General features: G+C 71.7%; 15 protein-coding genes. 12 read left to right on the top strand and 3 right to left on the bottom strand.

Annotated features, from left to right (window positions below):
* Positions 1-12: 12 nt before the first annotated feature.
* The 9 genes from ACN28F_RS04540 to ACN28F_RS04500 all read left to right on the top strand — a co-directional run bounded on the left by ACN28F_RS04540 (position 13) and on the right by ACN28F_RS04500 (position 12,993).
* Positions 13-1,002, top strand: coding sequence for a cupin domain-containing protein (locus ACN28F_RS04540; RefSeq protein ID WP_421357058.1), 990 nt, complete (start codon positions 13-15; stop codon positions 1,000-1,002).
* The gene (locus tag ACN28F_RS04535) at positions 999-1,964 is read left to right on the top strand and encodes an NAD(P)-dependent oxidoreductase (protein WP_421357057.1); all 966 of its coding nucleotides are present in this window, start codon (positions 999-1,001) and stop codon (positions 1,962-1,964) included. The genes ACN28F_RS04540 and ACN28F_RS04535 overlap by 4 nt, the downstream gene beginning before the upstream one ends.
* The gene (locus ACN28F_RS04530; RefSeq protein WP_421357056.1) at positions 1,964-3,337 is read left to right on the top strand and encodes a M24 family metallopeptidase; all 1,374 of its coding nucleotides are present in this window, start codon (positions 1,964-1,966) and stop codon (positions 3,335-3,337) included. Before ACN28F_RS04535 ends, ACN28F_RS04530 begins: the two co-directional genes overlap by 1 nt.
* The gene (locus ACN28F_RS04525; RefSeq protein ID WP_421357055.1) at positions 3,334-4,398 is read left to right on the top strand and encodes a thiamine pyrophosphate-dependent dehydrogenase E1 component subunit alpha; all 1,065 of its coding nucleotides are present in this window, start codon (positions 3,334-3,336) and stop codon (positions 4,396-4,398) included. Before ACN28F_RS04530 ends, ACN28F_RS04525 begins: the two co-directional genes overlap by 4 nt.
* Positions 4,386-5,363 (top strand): alpha-ketoacid dehydrogenase subunit beta, encoded by a 978-nt coding sequence (locus ACN28F_RS04520; RefSeq protein WP_421357054.1) that lies wholly within the window; start codon positions 4,386-4,388, stop codon positions 5,361-5,363. Before ACN28F_RS04525 ends, ACN28F_RS04520 begins: the two co-directional genes overlap by 13 nt.
* Positions 5,360-6,136: an E3 binding domain-containing protein gene (locus ACN28F_RS04515; protein WP_421357053.1), complete on the top strand. Its 777-nt coding sequence runs from the start codon at positions 5,360-5,362 to the stop codon at positions 6,134-6,136. Before ACN28F_RS04520 ends, ACN28F_RS04515 begins: the two co-directional genes overlap by 4 nt.
* Positions 6,137-6,138: 2 nt before the next feature.
* A complete protein-coding gene (locus ACN28F_RS04510; RefSeq protein WP_289211014.1) occupies positions 6,139-7,512 on the top strand; it encodes an NADP-dependent succinic semialdehyde dehydrogenase in 1,374 nt (457 codons plus the stop codon).
* A 241-nt stretch (positions 7,513-7,753) separates the two neighbouring features.
* The gene (locus ACN28F_RS04505) at positions 7,754-12,013 is read left to right on the top strand and encodes a carbohydrate-binding protein (protein ID WP_421357052.1); all 4,260 of its coding nucleotides are present in this window, start codon (positions 7,754-7,756) and stop codon (positions 12,011-12,013) included.
* 149 nt (positions 12,014-12,162) lie between these two features.
* Entirely contained in the window at positions 12,163-12,993 is an 831-nt protein-coding gene (locus ACN28F_RS04500; RefSeq protein WP_289206842.1) for an MBL fold metallo-hydrolase, read from the top strand.
* On the opposite strand, the gene ACN28F_RS04495 is transcribed toward ACN28F_RS04500, so the two are convergent.
* Together ACN28F_RS04495 and ACN28F_RS04490 are read right to left on the bottom strand one after the other, a co-directional pair.
* Positions 12,932-13,960 (bottom strand): hypothetical protein, encoded by a 1,029-nt coding sequence (locus ACN28F_RS04495; protein ID WP_421357051.1) that lies wholly within the window; start codon positions 13,958-13,960, stop codon positions 12,932-12,934. The two genes, ACN28F_RS04500 and ACN28F_RS04495, sit on opposite strands and share 62 nt — an antisense overlap.
* A gap of 53 nt (positions 13,961-14,013) precedes the next feature.
* On the bottom strand, positions 14,014-14,862 hold the full coding sequence (locus ACN28F_RS04490) for an AfsR/SARP family transcriptional regulator (protein WP_421357050.1): 849 nt from the start codon (positions 14,860-14,862) through the stop codon (positions 14,014-14,016).
* A 136-nt stretch (positions 14,863-14,998) separates the two neighbouring features.
* Here ACN28F_RS04490 and ACN28F_RS04485 point away from each other — a divergent pair, with 136 nt between their 5' ends.
* Together ACN28F_RS04485 and ACN28F_RS04480 are read left to right on the top strand one after the other, a co-directional pair.
* Positions 14,999-15,877: an alpha/beta fold hydrolase gene (locus tag ACN28F_RS04485; RefSeq protein WP_289206840.1), complete on the top strand. Its 879-nt coding sequence runs from the start codon at positions 14,999-15,001 to the stop codon at positions 15,875-15,877.
* A 39-nt stretch (positions 15,878-15,916) separates the two neighbouring features.
* The gene (locus tag ACN28F_RS04480) at positions 15,917-16,183 is read left to right on the top strand and encodes a type II toxin-antitoxin system VapC family toxin (protein WP_289206839.1); all 267 of its coding nucleotides are present in this window, start codon (positions 15,917-15,919) and stop codon (positions 16,181-16,183) included.
* 113 nt (positions 16,184-16,296) lie between these two features.
* Here ACN28F_RS04480 and ACN28F_RS04475 read toward each other — a convergent pair whose 3' ends face one another.
* Entirely contained in the window at positions 16,297-17,592 is a 1,296-nt protein-coding gene (locus ACN28F_RS04475; protein WP_421357049.1) for a cellulose binding domain-containing protein, read from the bottom strand.
* A gap of 433 nt (positions 17,593-18,025) precedes the next feature.
* On the opposite strand from ACN28F_RS04475, the gene ACN28F_RS04470 reads away from it, so the two are divergent.
* The gene (locus ACN28F_RS04470) at positions 18,026-18,574 is read left to right on the top strand and encodes a type 1 glutamine amidotransferase domain-containing protein (RefSeq protein ID WP_421357048.1); all 549 of its coding nucleotides are present in this window, start codon (positions 18,026-18,028) and stop codon (positions 18,572-18,574) included.

Here is an 18,574-nt window from a genome sequence, read left to right as displayed (position 1 = left end):
GGGGATCAGCACATGTACGGGGATCAGCACGGGTACCACGTGACCCGGATGGACGACGAGCAGGCGGTCACCCCGCCCGGGTACGCCGAGCACAGCACCGGCTTCCGACGCCAGGACCTGATCGGCCGGGAAACCGGCTCGCACCACATGACGATGAGCACCGGCATCCTCGACCCGGGCGGCGCCGTCGCGGCCACCGTCCACTCGTACGAGAAGAGTCTGTGGATCTGGTCCGGTGAACTGACCCTGACCATGCTCGGTCAGCGGCTGACCCTGCGGGCCGACGACTGCGCGTTGGTGCCGGTGGCGGTGGCGCACCAGCTCACCGCCGGGCGCGCCGGTGCCCGGTGGTTGGAGACGTCCGCGCCGGTGCGGCTGCTGCCCGGCGACCACCGCCGGGACACCTTCTTCGTCCCCGGTGAGCTGACCGGCGGCGGCGAACTCGACGGCGTCGACCTGCGCGACCCGCGCAACAGGCACTTCTTCCGCTTCGACAGCGACTCGATGGACCTGCGCCGGCTGGCCCGGGGCAGTGACCCGAACGCCCCCGAGGTGTCCGCCAGCATGGCCACCGCGCTGCTCGCGTACAGCGGAATCGGCATCCGGATGCTCGCCGACCATCGGGTCGGCGCGCAGCTGCACACCATGTTCATGGTCGAGTACCAGCCGACCGCGGTCGCCCACCCGCACGACCACCCGTTCGAGGAGGCGTACGTGTTCACCGAGGGGCGCACCGAGGCGGTGGTGGCCGGCGGCGTCGAACTCAGCCTCGAACCCGGCGACGTGCTGTGGACCGGCTCCGGCTGCGACCACGCCTTCTACAACCGCACCGACGGGCGGACCCGGTGGATCGAGACCCAGTCGCCGCAGCCGCCCGCCCAGCACTCCTACCGGTTCAGCCGCGACTGGGAGTACCTCGACCGGAAACTCTGCGCCGGAGTCCGGGTCGACCCGCGGTCGGCCGGGGCCGGGCCGGACGACAGCGGGGCGGCACCGCGATGAAGGTCGGCCAACTGGGCACCGGGCGGATGGGCACCGCGATCGCGCGGCGGCTGATCGACGCCGGCCACCAGGTCACCGTCTGGAACCGCACCGCGGCCAAGGCCGGCCCGCTGGTCGAGCAGGGAGCGGTACGCGCGGCGACGCTCGCCGACCTGGCCGCCTGCCCGGTGGTGTTCGTCTCGGTCTCATCCTCCGACGACCTGCTAGCCGTGCTCGACCCCGGCGACGACGGGCTGCTGTCCGCAGCCGACGCAGGACTGCGGACCGTGGTGGACTGCTCCACCGTCGCGGTCGACGCGTCCGCCGCCGCCCGCGAACTCTGCGCACAGGCCGGCGTGGCGTTCCTCGCCGCGCCGATCAGCGGCAACCCGGAGGTGGTCGGCTCCGGGCGGGCCTGCCTGGTCGCCTCCGGGCCGGCGGACACCTTCACCGACGTCGAGCCGCTGCTGCGGGCCGTCGGCCGGATCGTCGTGCACGCCGGGGAGCAGGAGCAGGCCCGGCTGGTCAAGCTGGCCCACAACCTCTACCTGGGCGCGCTGGCGCAGGCACTGGTGGAGGTCACCACCCTGGTCGAGAAGGCCGGCACCGACCGCCGGGCGTTCCTCGACTTCCTCGGCAACGCCGTCGTCGGCTCCGAATGGGTGCGCCAGCGTACCCCCGATCTGGCCGACCGGGACTGGACGCCCACCTTCACCGGCGTACTGCTGCGCAAGGACCTCGACCTGGGCCTGGCCGCCGCCCGCGAACACGAGGTGCCGATGCCGGTGGTGTCCATGGTGCACCAGTTGGTGCAGCAGGCCATCGGTCACGGGCACGGCGAGCGGGACCTGCTCGCCCTCTACGAGATCCAGGCGGCCGCCGCCGGCCTGGCCGACCACCAACCGCTGGCCGATCACCAACCGCTGGCCGACCACCAGCCGCCGTCGCTGGACGAACCCCAGCCGCACGAGAGGAACACCTGATGAGCACCGCCACCTTCGGGTTGAACGTCGTCGACTGGGAGGCCCGGGTCGACCCGGCCCGGCTGCGCCGTGAGCGGCTGGCGCGGCTGCGCCGCCAGCTCGACACGTCCTCGGTCGGGGCGCTGCTGACCTTCGACTTCCACAACATCCGCTACATGACCGCCACCCACATCGGCACCTGGGCGATGGACAAGCTGATCCGCTTCGCGTTGCTGCCGCGCGGCGGGGAACCCGTGCTGTGGGACTTCGGCTCCGCCGCCCGCCACCACGAGCTGTACGCGCCGTGGCTGGACTACCGGGGCTCGACCGACGGCGAGGGCCGGCCGATCGCCTCCGCAGCGCAGGGTACCAGCGGCTCCCGTGCCGGCATCTCGGTGCTGCGCGGCGCCTTCCACCCCGACGCCGGCGTCGCCGAGGCGGTCGCGGACAAGATCTACGCCGAACTCGACCGGTACGGCCTGACCGACGCCCCGCTCGGCGTCGACATGATCGAACTGCCGATCCTCACCGCGTTGCAGGCCAGAGGGATCGAGGTCGTCGACGGCCAGCAGGTCTTCCTGGAAGCCCGGCGGATCAAGACCCCCGACGAGATCGCGCTGCTCACCACCGCCGCGTCGATGGTCGACGCCGCCTACGACGACCTGTACGCGTTCCTACGCCCCGGCGTACGGGAGAACGAAACCGTCGGGCTGGTCGCCAAGAAGCTCTACGACCTCGGCTCCGAACACGTCGAAGGGGTCAACGCGATCTCCGGGGAACGCTGCTCGCCGCACCCGCACGTGTTCAGCGACCGGCTGATCCGCCCCGGCGACCCGGCGTTCTTCGACATCCTGCACAGCTTCATGGGCTACCGCACCTGCTACTACCGCACCTTCGCGGTGGGCAGCGCCTCCCGGGCGCAGGTCGACGCCTACCAGCGGTGCCGCGACTACATGGACCAGGCGATCGAGCTGGTCAAGCCGGGCGCGACCACCGCCGACATCGTCTCGGTCTGGCCGACCGCGCAGGAGTTCGGCTTCGCCGACGAGGAAGCCGCGTTCGGCCTGCAGTACGGCCACGGCGTCGGACTGTCCATCTGGGAGAAACCGATCTTCAGCCGACTCGTCTCACTGGAACACCCCGAGGTGATCGAAGAAGGCATGGTCTTCGCGTTGGAGACCTACTGGCCGGCCGCCGACGGCTGGGGCGCAGCCCGGATCGAGGAGGAGTTGGTCGTCACCGCCGACGGCGCCGAAGTGATCACCAAGTTCCCGGCCGAACAGCTGCTCGTCGCCGGCCAGCGCTACTTCACCACCGGCGGTGCACTGCCGCTGCAGCGGCACAGCCAGTCGCACATCAACAACCGGCCCGGCGAGGACGGAGCCCACCGATGACCCTGCCACTGCAGCACCACCCGTACGGTGAACACGACGCCGTCCTGCCGCCGGGCGACGTGACCCGGCACGACAGCGCACCGATCGACCTGGACACCCGGCTGCACCTGTACCGGCGTCAGCAGGAGATGCGCCAGTTCGAGAAACGGGCGTACGACCTGTTCATGCAGCAGCTGGTGAAGGGCACCAGCCACCTGTCGCTGGGGATGGAAGCGATCGCCGCCGGCTTCGGCGTGGCGATGCGCGCCGACGACTACAGCTTCGCCACCTACCGGGGCCACGCGCACACCCTGGCCCGGGGCGTCGGGATGACCCCGGTGCTGGCCGAACTGCTCGGCCGGGCCAACGGGCTGCTCGGCGGCAAGGGCGGCTCGATGCACCTGACCAGCGTCGAGCACGGCATGATGGGCTCGTACGCGATCATCGGCGCGCACCTGACGATCGCCAACGGCGCGGCCTGGTCCGCCCAGTACCGGGGCTCCGGGCAGGTGACGGTCTGCTTTTTCGGCGACGGCACCACCAACATCGGGGCGTTCCACGAAGCGCTCAACTATGCCGCCGTCTACCGGCTGCCGGTGGTGTTCGTCTGCGAGAACAACCTGTACATGGAGTACACGGTCACCAGCGACATCACCGCGGTGCGCCGGCCGGCCGCCGACCGGGCGGCGGCGTACGGGATGACACCGATCGAGATCGACGGCAACGACGCCGACGAGGTCTACCAGACGGCGGTGGCCGCCCTGGCCCGGGCCCGGTCCGGAGCGGGACCGTCGCTGGTCGAGGCGGTCACCTACCGTCACGGCGGGCACTCCCGTGCCGACCCGGGCAAGTACCGGCCGGCGGCCGAGGTGGCGGCCTGGCAGGCGTACGACCCGGTGGCGATCTACCGGGGCCGGCTGCGGCGTCTCGGCGTCGACCCGGCGCAGCTGGACCGGATCGACAAGGAGGTGGCCGACGCGGTCGACGAGGCGACCGAGCAGGCCAGCGCCGGTGAGCTGCCCCCACCGGGCAGCGCGATGACCGAGCTGTGGGCGGATGGAGGATCGTCATGGCGCAACTGAGCTACCGCGAGGCGGTCGCCCGGGGCATCGCCCAGGAGATGGACCGCGACGAGCGGGTGGTGCTGGTCGGTGAGGACGTGGCCGGTGCCGGCGGGGTGTTCAAGACGACCGCCGGGCTGCTCGACCGGTTCGGTCCGCGCCGGGTCGTCGACACCCCGATCTCCGAGCAGGCCATCCTCGGCGCGGCGATGGGCGCGGCGATGACCGGGCTGCGTCCCGTCGCCGAGATCATGTTCTCCGACTTCTTCGCGGTCTGCTGGGACATCGTGGTCAACCAGATCGCCAAGACCCGGTACATGACCAACGGCCAGGTCAGCCTGCCGCTGGTGATCAAGTCCGGCAACGGCGGCAGTCTGCGGTTCGGTGCCCAGCACTCACAGTCGGTGGAGAACTGGGCGATGGCCGTACCCGGTCTGAAGGTGGTCAGCCCGTCCACCCCGACCGACGTGATCGGCCTGATGGCCGCCGCCGTCCGCAGCGACGACCCGGTGCTGTTCTTCGAACACAAGGGACTGTACGCGGGGCGGGCCGAGGTGCCCGACGGCGAGATCGTCGACACCCTCGGCACCGCGAAGATCCGCCGGCCGGGCCGGGACGCGACCGTCGCCGCCCTCGGCCTGATGGTGCCCCGGGCGCTGCGGGCCGCCGACGAACTCGCCGGGCGGGGCATCGACGTCGAGGTCATCGACGTCCGGTCACTGGTGCCACTGGACGTGACCACCATCCTGGACTCGGTGCACCGCACCGGGCGGCTGTTCACCGTCGAGGAGAACCCGCGGCTGCTCGGCTGGGGTGCGGAGATCGCCTCGATCGCCGCCGATGAGGCGTTCTGGGACCTGGACGGACCGGTCCAGCGGATCACCACCCCGCACATTCCGCTGCCGTCCGCCGATTCGCTGGAGGACCTGGTCATCCCGTCGGTGGAGAGCATCGGGCAGACCATCGAGAAGGCGCTGCAGTCGTGACCCGCCAGCAGCACAGCCCTCGGGTGCGGCGGCTCGCCGGCGAACACGGCGTCGACCTGGCCGGCCTGCGTGGGACCGGGCCGGCCGGTCGGGTCCGACCCGCCGACGTGCTCGCCGCCGCCGCGCAGCCGGTCACCCCGTCGGCAGCTGCGGCCGCCGCCGTACCTACCGCCGCCACCGTGCTCCCGGCAGGCTCCGGCCGTACGGTGGCCGCCGCGCTGGTCGAAGCCCAGCTCGGCGCCGTCGACGACCGTCCGGTCGGGCCGCTCGCCGCCGTCGCACTGTTGCGGGCGCTGCGTCGCACCCCGCTGGCCGACACCGACGGGCGGCACCTGGCGGTGCTCGTCGACGGCGCGGACGGCAGGCGCGGCGTACGGGTGCTGCGCGACGCCGGGGACCTCAACCCGGCGGCCGTCGCCCGCCGTCTCGCCGACCCCGACGGTCTCGCCGAGGAACCATCCGGCACCGCCGGCTCAGCCGGCGACGGACCGGCACCTGCGGTCGCGCTGTGCGACAGCGCCGCCGCCGGCCTGCTGCACGAGGTCCCGCAGCTGCCAGCCGGGCTGGCGGCGGTGGTCAGCGTCGGAGCGCCCGTCGAGCGACCCACCGTGGTGCGCCACGACGGTCAACCGATGCTGGCCATCGGCGCGGTCAGCACCGTCGGCATCGTCCACGACCCGGCGCGGATCACCCCGGCCGCCGCCCACGCGCTGCTCGGTGCGGTACGCGCGGAACTGGAAACCCTGCGCTCGACGACGAACAGGAGCGGATGACCATGCCCATCGCCACCGTGAACCCGGCCACCGGCGAGACCGTACGCACGTACCCGTCGATGAGCGACGACGAGATCGAGCAGGCCCTCGCGGCGGCGGCGGCCGCCCGGTCGCCGATGCGGGCCGCCGGCTTCGCCCAGCGGGCGTCCTGGCTGCGGGCCGCCGCCGACCTGCTCGACGCCGACGCCGACGTCCTTGCCGCCACCATGACCCTGGAGATGGGAAAACCGATCGGTGCGGCGCTGGCCGAGGTGCGCAAGTCGGCGGTCGGCTGCCGGTTCTACGCCGACCAGGCCGAACGGATGCTCGCCGACGAGCCGGTCGACCCGGCGGCGGTCGGCGCGCGAAGCGCGTATGTGCGCTACGAGCCGCTCGGCGTGGTGCTGGCCGTGATGCCGTGGAACTTTCCACTGTGGCAGGCGCTGCGGTTCGCCGCACCGGCGCTGATGGCCGGCAACGTCGGCCTGCTCAAGCACGCCTCGAACGTGCCGCAGACCGCGATCTACCTCGGGGAGCTGTTCACCCGGGCCGGGTTCCCGGCCGGGGCGTTCCAGAGCCTGCTGATCGGCGCGTCGGCGGTGGACCGGGTGATCCGCGACGACCGGGTGGCGGCGGTGACCCTGACCGGTAGTGAGGCGGCCGGCCGGGCGGTGGCCGCCGCCGCCGGGCAGGCGCTGAAGAAGACGGTGCTGGAACTGGGCGGCTCGGATCCGTTCGTCGTGCTGCCGTCGGCGGACGTGCCGCAGGCGGCGGCGGTCGCCGCCCGGGCCCGCTGCCAGAACAACGGGCAGTCGTGCATCGCGGCGAAACGGTTCATCGTGCACCGGGCGGTGCTCGACGAGTTCACCGGCGAGTTCGTGGCCCGGATGGCCGCCCTGGTGGTCGGCGACCCGGCCGACCCGGCGACCGAGGTCGGGCCGCTGGCCACCGCGCAGACCCGGCAGGACGTGGCCGACCTGGTCGACGACGCGGTGGCCCGGGGAGCGACCGTGCTGATCGGCGCGAAACTGCCGGACGGGCCGGGCTGGTTCTACCCGCCGACGGTGCTGACCGCCGTCGACCCGACCATGCGGCTGTACGCCGAGGAGGCGTTCGGCCCGGTCGCGGTGATCTACCCGGTCGACTCCCTCGACGAGGCGATCGAGGTGGCCAACGGCACCGCGTTCGGGCTCGGCTCGGTGGTGTGGACCGACGACCCCGCCGAGCAACGTCGCTGCGTCGACGAGCTGGCGGCGGGCAGCGTGACGATCAACGGGATGACGGTGTCCTACCCGGAGCTGCCGTTCGGCGGCATCAAGACCAGCGGGTACGGCCGGGAGTTGTCGGTGCACGGCATCCGAGAGTTCTGCAACGTCAAAGCGGTCTGGCAGGGCTGACCGGGCCTGCTTCTATTTGATCGTTTCTGCTTCTTTCTGACCACTTCGGCCGGTGGTGCCCTGCGGCGGGCTCGGCTTTTCGGCGTCTGGGTGGATAGGCGCATGGGTGACCTGGTCGATTGTGATCACAGGCGATCGGATCCGATCTTTTCGTGTCGTTGACGGGCATCTACGACCGATTTACTGTCGCGTGACCAGTCGTGCACCTGACTGAAACATCGGGTCAGCAGAAGGGTCACCCATGAGACGCAGACGCCTTGCGACAGTCACCGCTGCCCTGCTCGCCTGCGTGATGGTCACGCCGACACCACTGATGGGCGCTACGCCAGCGGCCGCCGCGGCCGTTGCGGCCGTCGAGGTCACCGTGGACGCCTGGGACATCGCCGCCGACAACGTCAACGGCCTGACCTTCAAAGGGTTCGGCGTACTGAGCGCGAACAGCACCAGCGCGGTGCTGATGGACTACAAGGCCCAACACCCCGAGGTGTACGCACGGCTGCTGCGGGTCCTGTTCGGCGGCGACCGCCCCATCATGAGCCACGTAAAGATCGAGATGGGCAACGACCGGAACAACTCGACCGGTTCCGACCCGGCCACCATGCGCTGGGAGACCGAACCGGCGAACGTGACCCGGCACCCCGGCTTCCAACTGGCCGCCGACGCCAGGAAGGTCAACCCCGACCTCAAGGTCAGCATCCTGCGGTGGAACGCGCCAGCCTGGGCGAACACCAACGCGAAGATCTACACCTGGTACAAGAACACCATCCTGGCGGCCTACCGCGAGTACGGCTTCATGGTCGACTACGTCAACCCCGGCGTGAACGAGCACGCCGCCGACCTGACCTGGACCAAGCAGTACGCGCACCAGGTGCGCACCGACACCACCGGCTACGTCAGCGACGACCCCGGGCTGGCCGGCTTCCGCCCCGGCGAGGCGGAGCTCTACCGCCGGATTCAGCTCGTCATCTCCGACGAGGTCGGCGTCGGCACCTTCGGCGGCGCGATGGTCGGCGACGCCGCCCTGCGCGACGCGGTCGCGGTCGCCGGCTACCACTACAACACCGACGACGACGGGCAGCACAACTTCACCCGGCTCGCCGAGCAGTACGACAAGGAGATCTGGAACAGCGAGGCGCAGGCCACCTTCAGTAACTCGTCGTTCCGGCCGAACAACAACACGGCTGACCCGACCGTGCCGGGCACCGGCCTCGGTGGGACGGGCAGCGCGCTGGAGATGGCCAACACCATCGTCAAGGGCTTCGTCAAATCGCGGCGGACACACTTCGTCTACCAACCCGCCATCGGCTCGTTCTTCGAAGGCGGCCAGTACTCCTTCAAGGAACTCGTCTCCGCCCGCGACCCGTGGTCGGGTTGGCTGCACTACGACGCCGGCCTGGCCGTACTGCAGCACTTCACCAGCTTCGCCCGCACCGGCTGGGAGAACGACGCCAACACCGCCGGGATCTGGCGGGTCGTCCCGCAGGCCAGCGCCTCCACCGCCACCGGCACCAACCCGGTCGTCGGGCGCAACGGTCAGCCCAACTACCTGACCATGGCGGCACCGGACGGGTCGGACTTCTCGACCGTCATCGTCAACGACTCCGAGTACGCCAGGACGTACGACATCACCCCGGTCGGCTTCGACCTCGACGCCGACCCGACCCTTGCCGTGTGGCAGACCACGGCGGCCGGCGCGGGCGAGGCGTTCAACGCCCACCACAAACGGCACGTCGCCGACGTCGCACCGGGTGCCGCCGGTGCCTACTCGATCAGCGTCGCGCCCTACTCGATCGCCACCGTCACCACGCTCGACGTCACCGGCGACCCGGAGTGGACAGCTGCGCTGCCGGTCGAGGGCGAGCGTACGGTGCTCGACGCCGACCCGGCGCACGGCGTGCTCTGGGCCGACGACTTCGACTACACCGGCCGGACCGTGCCGGTGATCGGTCCAGGTGGCGTCGTCACGAGCCGGACCGAGAGTTTCATCGACTCCCGGGGCGGCGACACCGGTGCCATCCCGCTCTACACGTGGGACCGCAACGGCGCCTTCGAGACCGTCCGCTCCGGCGACGGGAACCGCGTCCTGCGCCAGCAGGTCGACCGGGCGGCGACCGGGGTCGGCGGCGCCTGGAACAGCGCCGACCCCATCACCGGCGTCGGTGACCTGCGGTGGACCAACTACCAGGCGGGCGTCGACGTACGGTTCGAGCGGGCACCGGCGGCCGACAACTACGCGGCCATCGGCGCGCGGTCGACCGGCGGCGGCAGCTCACACAGCCTCAGCGGTACGCCGTACGCGCTGCGGCTCGGCTCGGACGGCACCTGGCAGTTCCGCCGCACCGGGACGGTGATCGCCGGTGGGACCGTCGCCGGGTTCGACGCCACCGCCTGGCACCGGCTGGCGATCCGGGTCGCCGGTCCCCAGATCATCGGTTTCGTCGACGGCGAGCAGGTGTTCGACTGGACCGACGCCACGCCGTACCTGTCCGGCCGGGTCGACCTCGCCAGCGGCTTTCACCACACCGGGTTCGACAACCTGACGATCGAGCGGGTGCCGGGTCACCTGCCGTACTACCGCGAACTGCTCGACAACCTGGAGATGACCGACCTGGCCGACCCGCCGGCTACCGCGCTCGGCTACGACGGGAGCTGGCGGCACGCCAACGGCGGCGGCATGTACGAGTACCAACGGTCGTCGTCGACCAGCCAGGCACCCGGTGCCACCCTCGCGTACACGTTCACCGGTTCCGGGATCGACGTCACGGGAGCCAACGACGGCAGCGCCCGGCTCGACGTGCGGGTCGATGGGGAACTCGTCGCGACGAACCTGCCGACCCGGTCGGCCACCAACTTCCAACAGACCGTCGCCGTACGTGGCCTGCCGTGGGGTCGGCACACCGTGACCCTCGAGGTGATCGCCGGACGGCTGGTGGTCGACGCCGTCGGTGTCCTCGGCGCGCCCCCCGCCGAGCCGGCGTCGAGCGCCGCCGTCGGTCAGGCGCTGGCGGCCGCCTCGCGGATCGAGCGCACCGCGGACTTCACCGACCAGGACTGGGCGCTGCTGCAGACCACCATCACGATGGCCGGCCGGGCGGTCGCCGACCCGGTGGGCTACCGCCTCGACGGCGAAGGCGCCGGGCAGCTCGTCTCCCGACTCCAGTCGGCCAGCTACCCACTGGCGAACCGGGTGGCCGCACTGCCGCAGGTCTGGCGGGCGACGTACCTCGGCCAGGTGCCGGACGACCTTCCGGCGACGCTGCCCGCCCGGCTGACCGACGGCAGCACCAGGGACCTCGCGGTGACCTGGGACCTCGCCGGACTCGACGTCACCCGGCCCTGGACGACGGTCGCGGTCCGGGGCAGCCACGGTGGCGCCACCACGACGGCCTGGGTCGAGGTCGTGCCGAGGGGGTTGCGCTACTTCGCCGACGTCAACGGCACCGCCGCCGGCACCCTGGGGTACGACTCGCCGGCCTACTCCGCAGTCGCCGATCTGCTGGGCAACGACCTGCTCAACGCCGTACCCGATCAGCTGTTCGACGGCGGCTCGACCTGGGGCCTCGATGCGCGCAACGCCGCCGGCGTCCGCGACATCCAGTACAAGGGGATCGTCGCCGGCGACTACAGCAAGACCACCACCACCGGCGTCTTCACGGCCAACCAGGTGGGGGCGACCCTCAGCTACACCTTCGATCTGCCGGCGGGCCGCCACGCGATCGTCGCGGGCAGCCACTCCTGGTGGCCCGGCAACAGCCGCGGCTACGACGTCTTCCTGGACTACGACGGCACGGCCCATCAGGTCGACTCGCAGGTCACCCTCGACTCCGCCACTCCGTCGCGGGTGTTGAGCTACGACATCGACCTGGCCGCTGACGGACCGGTGACGATCCGGCTGCGGGCGACCACCAACCAGTCGCCGATGCTGTCGTGGGCCGCCGCCGTCGAAGGTGTCCACTCCGTGTCGTACGACCTCAACGGCGGTATCGGCGCGGTGCCCGAGGCCCGCAGTGGCCTGTTGTGGTCCGATGCCGGCCTCGACGTGCGGGGAACCGGTCTGCACCGGCCGGCGTACGCGTTCACCGGCTGGAACACCGCCGCTGACGGCAGCGGCACCACGGTGTCCGCCACGACCGCGGCCTCGGCGCTGGCCCGGACGTCGGCGACGCTCTACGCGCAGTGGGCGCCGGCCGTACCCGCCTGGGAGGCGTCGCAGGTCTACACCGAGGGTGACCTGGTGCACCACGCCGGCCGCGTCCACCAGGCCCAGTGGTGGACGAGGAACCAGACGCCGGGTAGCTCGGCGTGGGGCGCCTGGGCCGAGCTCGGCGCCCACCGGGACTGCGCCGGCGATTTCCATCCGGAGTGGACGTCGTCGTGGATCTACACCGGCGGCGAGACCGTCGTGCACGCGGGGCAGCTGTGGACCGCGCGGTGGTGGACGCGCAATCAGCAACCTGCCGCTGCTGCGGGGAGTCCCTGGACGCGGCTCGGCCGCTGCTGACGGCGTCCCGCGCTGCGCGCGTCGGTCCTGGCGGACCGGTACTGTACTACAGCAGTATTCCTCTGAGGAATGATTATTCCTCAGAGGAATACTGTCCGGACCGATATCCCGATAGGTGTCGGTCACGCGCAGTGACGGTTGGAGGCACAGTGAAGGTCCACCACCTCAACTGCGGGACGATGCGACTGCCCGGCGCGCCGCTGGTGTGTCATGTGCTGCTCCTCGAGACCGACAACGGGCTGGTCCTCGTCGACACCGGCCACGGGCTCGACGACATCGCCGACCCGGGGCGCCGCATCGGTCCGGCTCGGTTCGTCGTACGGCCCGTGCTCGACCCCGACGAGACTGCCGCGCGACAGGTCGAGCGCCTCGGCCTGCGACGTGACGACGTACGGCACATCGTCGTCACCCACTTCGACGCCGACCACATCGGCGGCCTCTCCGATTTTCCACATGCGACCGTGCACACCACCGCCGACGAGGTACTCGGTGCCCTGACCCCGCCGACCTCACGCGAGCGTCGTCGATTCCGGCCCGCCCAGTGGGCGTACGGTCCACGCATCGTCGAACACGGCGCGACGGGCGAGCCGTGGCGGGGCTTCGCCGCAGCGAAGCCCCTGGACGAGATCGCGCCCGGGATCGTCCTGATTCCCCTGCCCGGTCACACCCGGGGCCACGCCTGCGTCGCGGTCGACACGGGCGACCGCTGGCTGCTGCACGCCGGCGACGCGTTCTACCACCCGGGCAGCATCGACGGCAGTGGCGGCGTGCCGTTCGCCCTGCGGGCGCTGGAGACCCTCATCGCGTACGACCGGGTGCGGGTGCGGGACAACCACACCCGCCTCGCGGCCCTGCGGGCCCGCGCGGACGCGGACCTGACGATCTTCTCCGCCCACGATCCGGAGGCGTTCGCGCAGCTCAGCGCCGGCGCAGAGCCGCGTCAAGGTGGTCGAGATGGTGGGCGACCGGGCCGACGGTGAGCATGCCGCTGCCGGCCCCGGCCAGCTCCCCGGCCGCCGGCGCGAGCGCGCTGCGGGCGCGGCGCATCACCGTACGGTCGTCGAGCGCGATCGCGGCCCGGGCGGTGAGGCACCACAGGGCCTCGAACAGCAGGTCGCGCGGCGGTTCCGGGGTCTGTCGCAGGGCGGCGGCGGCCTCGGCCGGACGCCCTGCGGCCAGCAGGACGAGCGGGCGGGACCACGGCCCGTAGGGTCCCCGGTCGGTGTCGTCGTCGACGCCGACCGGGTCACCGTGCCAGACCCGCAGGCACAGCAACGCCAACGGGAGCAGGCCCCGGTCGACGCCGGGCATGCCGGCGGTGGCGAGCAGCGCCGCCGCGTCCCGGTAGGCGGCCTCGGCGGCGGCCGGCGACGACCCGGTCGCGGCCAGTCGCAGCGCCCGGTACCACCGGGTGAACACGCCGACGAGCGGACGGTCGTGCCGCTGCGCGAGCCGGTCCGCCGCCGCCGCGTGCGCGTCACCGGCGGCGAAGTCCGCGAGTGCGCCGCTGGCCTGCATCCGGACGAGGTGACCCAGGATCTCGTAGGACGCCAGAGCGTGCCGGGAGCCGACCGCGACCAGTTCGGCGCCGATCCCGTCGCGCTCGGATGCCAGACCTGCCCGGTGGAACGTCTGCATGAACACGCCGTTGAGCGCGAACGCCAGCAGGCCCGGGTCACCCAGCCGGCGGGCGATCCGTTCGGCTTCGCAGGCCGCCTGCGGCCCCCGGGTTCCGCCCACGCCACGCGACTCCACCGCCACCGTGGCCAGCAGCCGGGCCCGGGTGGCGTCGGACAGGCCGGGACCAGCCGTGGCCAGGGCCCGTTCGGCCGCCGCGACGATCTGCGCCGCCTGCGCCGGGTCGTCCGACCGCGGCCAGATCGCCGGTACGTCGTACCCGCCGATCACCTGGGCGGTGAGCTCGGGATCGGCCAGCTGCTCAGCCACGGCGATGGCCGTCATCCGCTGCCGGCGCGCGGATTCGAGGCCGCCGGCCCCGGTCACGGCGAGGCTGCGCAGCAGGCCGACCGTTGATTCCAGCCGGGACCCGGAGCTGGCCGGTGCCGCCCGGTCGTACGCCGCCGCAGCCTGGCCCAGAGCCGGTGCGCTCCGGCTGTCCGCTCCTCGACCTGCCCGCTCTGGCGCAGGATGTCGGCCTCCAGCTGCCGCAGACGCGGGCCAGGATCGACGCCGAGCTGCTCCGACAGCAGGTCACGGGCCCGGCGGAGGACCGCGAGCGCGTCGCCCTGGCGTCCCGCCCGGTACAGCGCCAGGGCCAGCAGCCGCCACGCCTCCTCCCGCCACGGATGCCCGGCCACGTGGGCGTCGAGATCCGGTACGGCCTCGGCGGCCCGCCCGAGCTCCAGCAGCGCGGCGGCCCGCTGCTCGACCGCGTCGAGCCGGAGCTGGTCGAGGCGGGACCGTTCGACCCGCGCCCACGGTTCGTCGTCGAATCCGGCGTACGCGGGCCCACGCCACCAGCCCAGCGCACGGTCGAGCCGGTCGAGCGCCACGTGCGGGGCCGCCGTGGCCGCAGCCACGACCGTGTCGCCGAACCGCCAGGCGTCGACGGCGTCCGGCGCCGGCCGCAGCGCGTACCCGGGGCCCTCGGTGACCAGCAGCCGGGCCGGCTGACGTGGTGGCCGGTGCGGCTCCAGGGCGCGCCGCAGCGCCGCCACGAAGGTACGCACCGCGCTCACCGTGCCCGCTGCGGGCGCCGGCCACAGGTCGTCGACGAGGCGGTCGACCGGCACGACCCGCCCCCGGGCGACGACGAGCCGGGCCAGCACCGCCCGGTGCCTCGGCCCTTTCAGGTCGATCGGCGTGCCGACGTCGTCCCAGGCCGTCACCGGCCCCAGAACACCGAAGCTGACCTGCACCGACTGGACCGCCCTTCTACGCCTGTGGTCAACGTATCGCGCTCATCGGTTGCTCATCGGCCGCCGGCACGCTGGCCTGGTCCACCGATGAGAAGAAGGAGCAGTCGTGACTGTTGTCATTCCTGAGTTCGACTACCAGCGCGTCGCGGTCGCCGACGACCTGGCACTGAACGTCGCGGTCGGCGGTACGGGCAGCCCGATCGTGCTGCTGCACGGTTTTCCGCAGACCCACGTCATGTGGCGGCACGTCGCCGTCGACCTGGCCGTCGACCACACCGTGATCGTGCCTGATCTGCGCGGCTACGGTGCCAGCGACAAGCCTGAGGCGGTCGACCGGGCCACGTACGCCAAGCGGACCATGGCCGCCGACGTCGTCGCGCTCGCCGGCGCACTCGGCCACGAACGGTTCGCCCTGGCCGGACACGACCGTGGCGCCCTGGTCGCCATCCGGGCCGGCCTGGACCACCCCACCCGGATTAGCCACCTCGCCTCGCTCGACGTGCTGCCGACCCTGGACATGTGGGACGTGCTGCATGGCTCCACCGCCGCCGTCGCGTTCCACCTGTACCTGATGGCCCAGCCGCCCGGCCTGCCCGAGCAGATGATCAGCGCCAGCGCGGACGACTTCTTCGGCTACTTTCTCGACCTGTGGGTCCGCGACCCGCAGGCCATTCCCGCCGACGTACGGGCGGAGTACCTGCGGGCCTCACGTGAGGCGGTGACCTCGATCGTCGCCGACTACCGCGCCTCGGCCGACATCGACATCGAGCACGACCAGGCCGATCGGGCGGCCGGCAACCGGCTGGCCATGCCGGTCACCGTCGTGCAGCAGGACTGGGGCGCCGCGCTGGGGTTCGACGCGGCCGCGCTGTGGCGGACCTGGGCCGGCGACCTGGAACACCGCACCACCTCGGCCGGTCACTTCATGGCCGAGGAGGCACCTGACGAGATCATCAAGGTGCTGCGCTCACTGCTCACCCGGTGACCAACCGCCGTCGCCCGATGGCCCTGCCATATCAGGGTCGTGGCGCAGGCCTGGCGCGACCCCCGGCGACAGGCCCAACTCGGCCGGTTCCTGCACAGCTGCGAGGTGGTCCAGCTGGGGTTCGAGACGGCGAAGTCCGCTGGCCAGCTGTGCGGTAGGGCACGTACCGCCGACATCGTCGATGCGACCGTGGTGACAGTCGCGCTTGCCTGCGGTGCGATCGTGTTCACCAGCGACCCGGACGATGTCACCGAGCTGGCAGCCGCGTCCGATGTCAAGCCAGGGCTGGTCGTCCGCCGGGTCTGATCGGCTGATCACCTGGCGCGGACGTGACGTGGGTACGCCGTACCGCTGGGGTCGGGCGGCGGCAGGGGGCCGCCGGCCCGGCCCGAGGACGGCCGGGCCGGGCCAGCGGTGCTTCAGCTCGCCGTACAGGTGGGGGTCATGCCGGTTCCGCTGCCGTTGCCTTGGAAGCCGAATTCGGTGACCTGGCCGGGGGTGAGCCGGCCGTTGTAGCTGACGTTGGTGAACCGGACGGCACCGGTGTTGCCGCTGGCGGTGGCGTTCCAGGTGTTGGTGACGCTGGCGCCGCCGGGCAGGGTCATGGCGACGGTCCAGCCGTTGGTGCCGGCGGAACCGGCGGTGACGCGGACGGTGGCGACGAAGCCGCCGGTCCAGGAGTTCAGGGAGACGGTGGCGGTGCAGCCGCCGTTGCCCGGGGGCGGGGTCGTCGGTCCGGGCGGAGGAGTCGTCGGCCCCGGCTGGCCGCCCTGGAACTGGGAGAAGAACTGCCAGATCTCACGCTTGGTCCAGGTGTTGACGCCACTTTCGTTGTAGGTGCCGTCCACCGGGCCGGGCATGTGGCCGTTGTCGTACGCGGCCCACTGGACCGGATACCCGGCGCGGCAGCCCGAGTAGGCGGTGGTGATGTGGGTCCGGCTGCCCTGGGCGGGTTCCCGTGGGCTCTGCTGGGTGCAGCCGTTGTTGCGCACGAAGGTGTCCCGCAGCGAGCGGCCCATCGAGATGGGCAGGACGTTGTCGGTGATGCCGTGCAGGCCGAAGTAGGCGACGGGCTGGGTGCCGCCGCTGCAGCCGCTGATCAGCCCGCCGGAGATGACCGCGACCGCCCTGATCTGGTTCGGCCGGGCGCAGGCGAGCGCGTAGCTCATCCCGCCGCCCCAGCTGAAGCCGAGTGAGAAGCGCTGCGTGGTGTCCACGCAGAGGTCGCTCTCGATCCGCTGGACCATGTTGTCGAAGAAGGTGACGTCCTCGCCGCCGTTGTTGGCCCAGCCGTTGCCGAGGCCCTGCGGTGCGACCAGGATCGCGCTGTTGTTCGACTGCTCCAGTTGACCGTAGTAGGACCAGGCGGCGCCACTGGTGCCGCCGGAGTCGATCTCGTTGGCGGTGCCGCCGCGCCAGTGGTAGGCGAAGATCAGCCGGTACTGGCGGGTGTTGTCGTAGTTGGCGGGCAGCCGCAGGATGAAGCTGCGGTTCTGTCCGTTGCTCTGGATCGTGTGGGTCCCGTTCCGTAGCGTCGGCGTACGGCCGCATCCGGCGCTCGCGGCGGCGATGCCGACGTCGGCGGCCGACACGGCGGATCCGGTGCTGGTGGTCTCGGCGTTGGCGGAACCCGCGACGAGGGTCATGCCACCTGCGGCGACCGCGAGTAGCGCCGCGAGCGCGATGGGTACGGCGGTGGTGCGAATTCTTGACATCGCAACTCCCTTGCCTGGTCAGGCACGAATGGGCGGATGTGGACGACGGCGTGGTGCGCTGGCCGTCGGTCGGCGGGCAGTCTGGTGGGCGAGCGGTGGTGGTCGTGCCGGCCCGAGGCGGACGGCATCCCTGATCGACGCCCGGCATGCCCTGGGGCGGACGCCCGGATCCGCAGGGTCTGGCAGATGGCTCGCCCGGTGAGCCATGGGCCCGGTCCCGTCAGCCATCGCTTGTTATCGATAACACTGGGTTCGTCAAGTTGCACCGGGCCGGCCGAGGGTCGGGTCTGCTGGTGGAACTGATCGACCGCCCTGGATAACGGTGAGCGTTAACATCCGCAGCGTCGGAGACACCGGTCACGGTGGGTTTGGCCGGCCCGCCCTGGGGCAGATGAGTCGACTGGACACCCTACGCGAGTGAAAGGAGCCGCAGATGGCAACGACGCTGCAGGGCAAGCGCGTGGCGTTCCTGGCCACCGACGGGGTCGAGGAGGTCGAGTACACCCAGCCGCGCGAGGCGGTCGAGGCGGCCGGCGCCACCGTCGAACTGGTGTCGATAAAGTCGGGCGAGATCCAGGCCTTCAACCACCTGGACAAGTCGAAGACGTACCCGGTGGACGTCACCGCCGACAAGGCCGACCCGGACTCCTACGACGCGCTGGTGCTGCCCGGCGGGGTCGCCAACCCGGACTTCCTCCGGGCCGACCCGGACGCGGTCAGCTTCGTCCGGTCGTTCTTCACCGCCGGCAAACCGGTCGGGGCGATCTGTCACGGGCCGTGGACGATGATCGACGCCGAGGTGGTCCGGGGACGCACCCTCACGTCCTGGCCGAGCCTGCGCACCGACCTGACCAACGCCGGGGCGACCTGGGTCGACGCCGAATGCCACGTGGACAACGGACTGGTCACCAGCCGCAAGCCGGACGACCTGCCGGCGTTCTGCGACAAGCTCGTCGAGGAGATCGCCGAAGGCACGCACTGA

Origin of the sequence: Solwaraspora sp. WMMA2101 (assembly GCF_049179175.1) — a bacterium.
Lineage (GTDB): Bacteria > Actinomycetota > Actinomycetes > Mycobacteriales > Micromonosporaceae > Micromonospora_E.
This window is presented reverse-complemented; position numbering and strand designations above follow the sequence as displayed.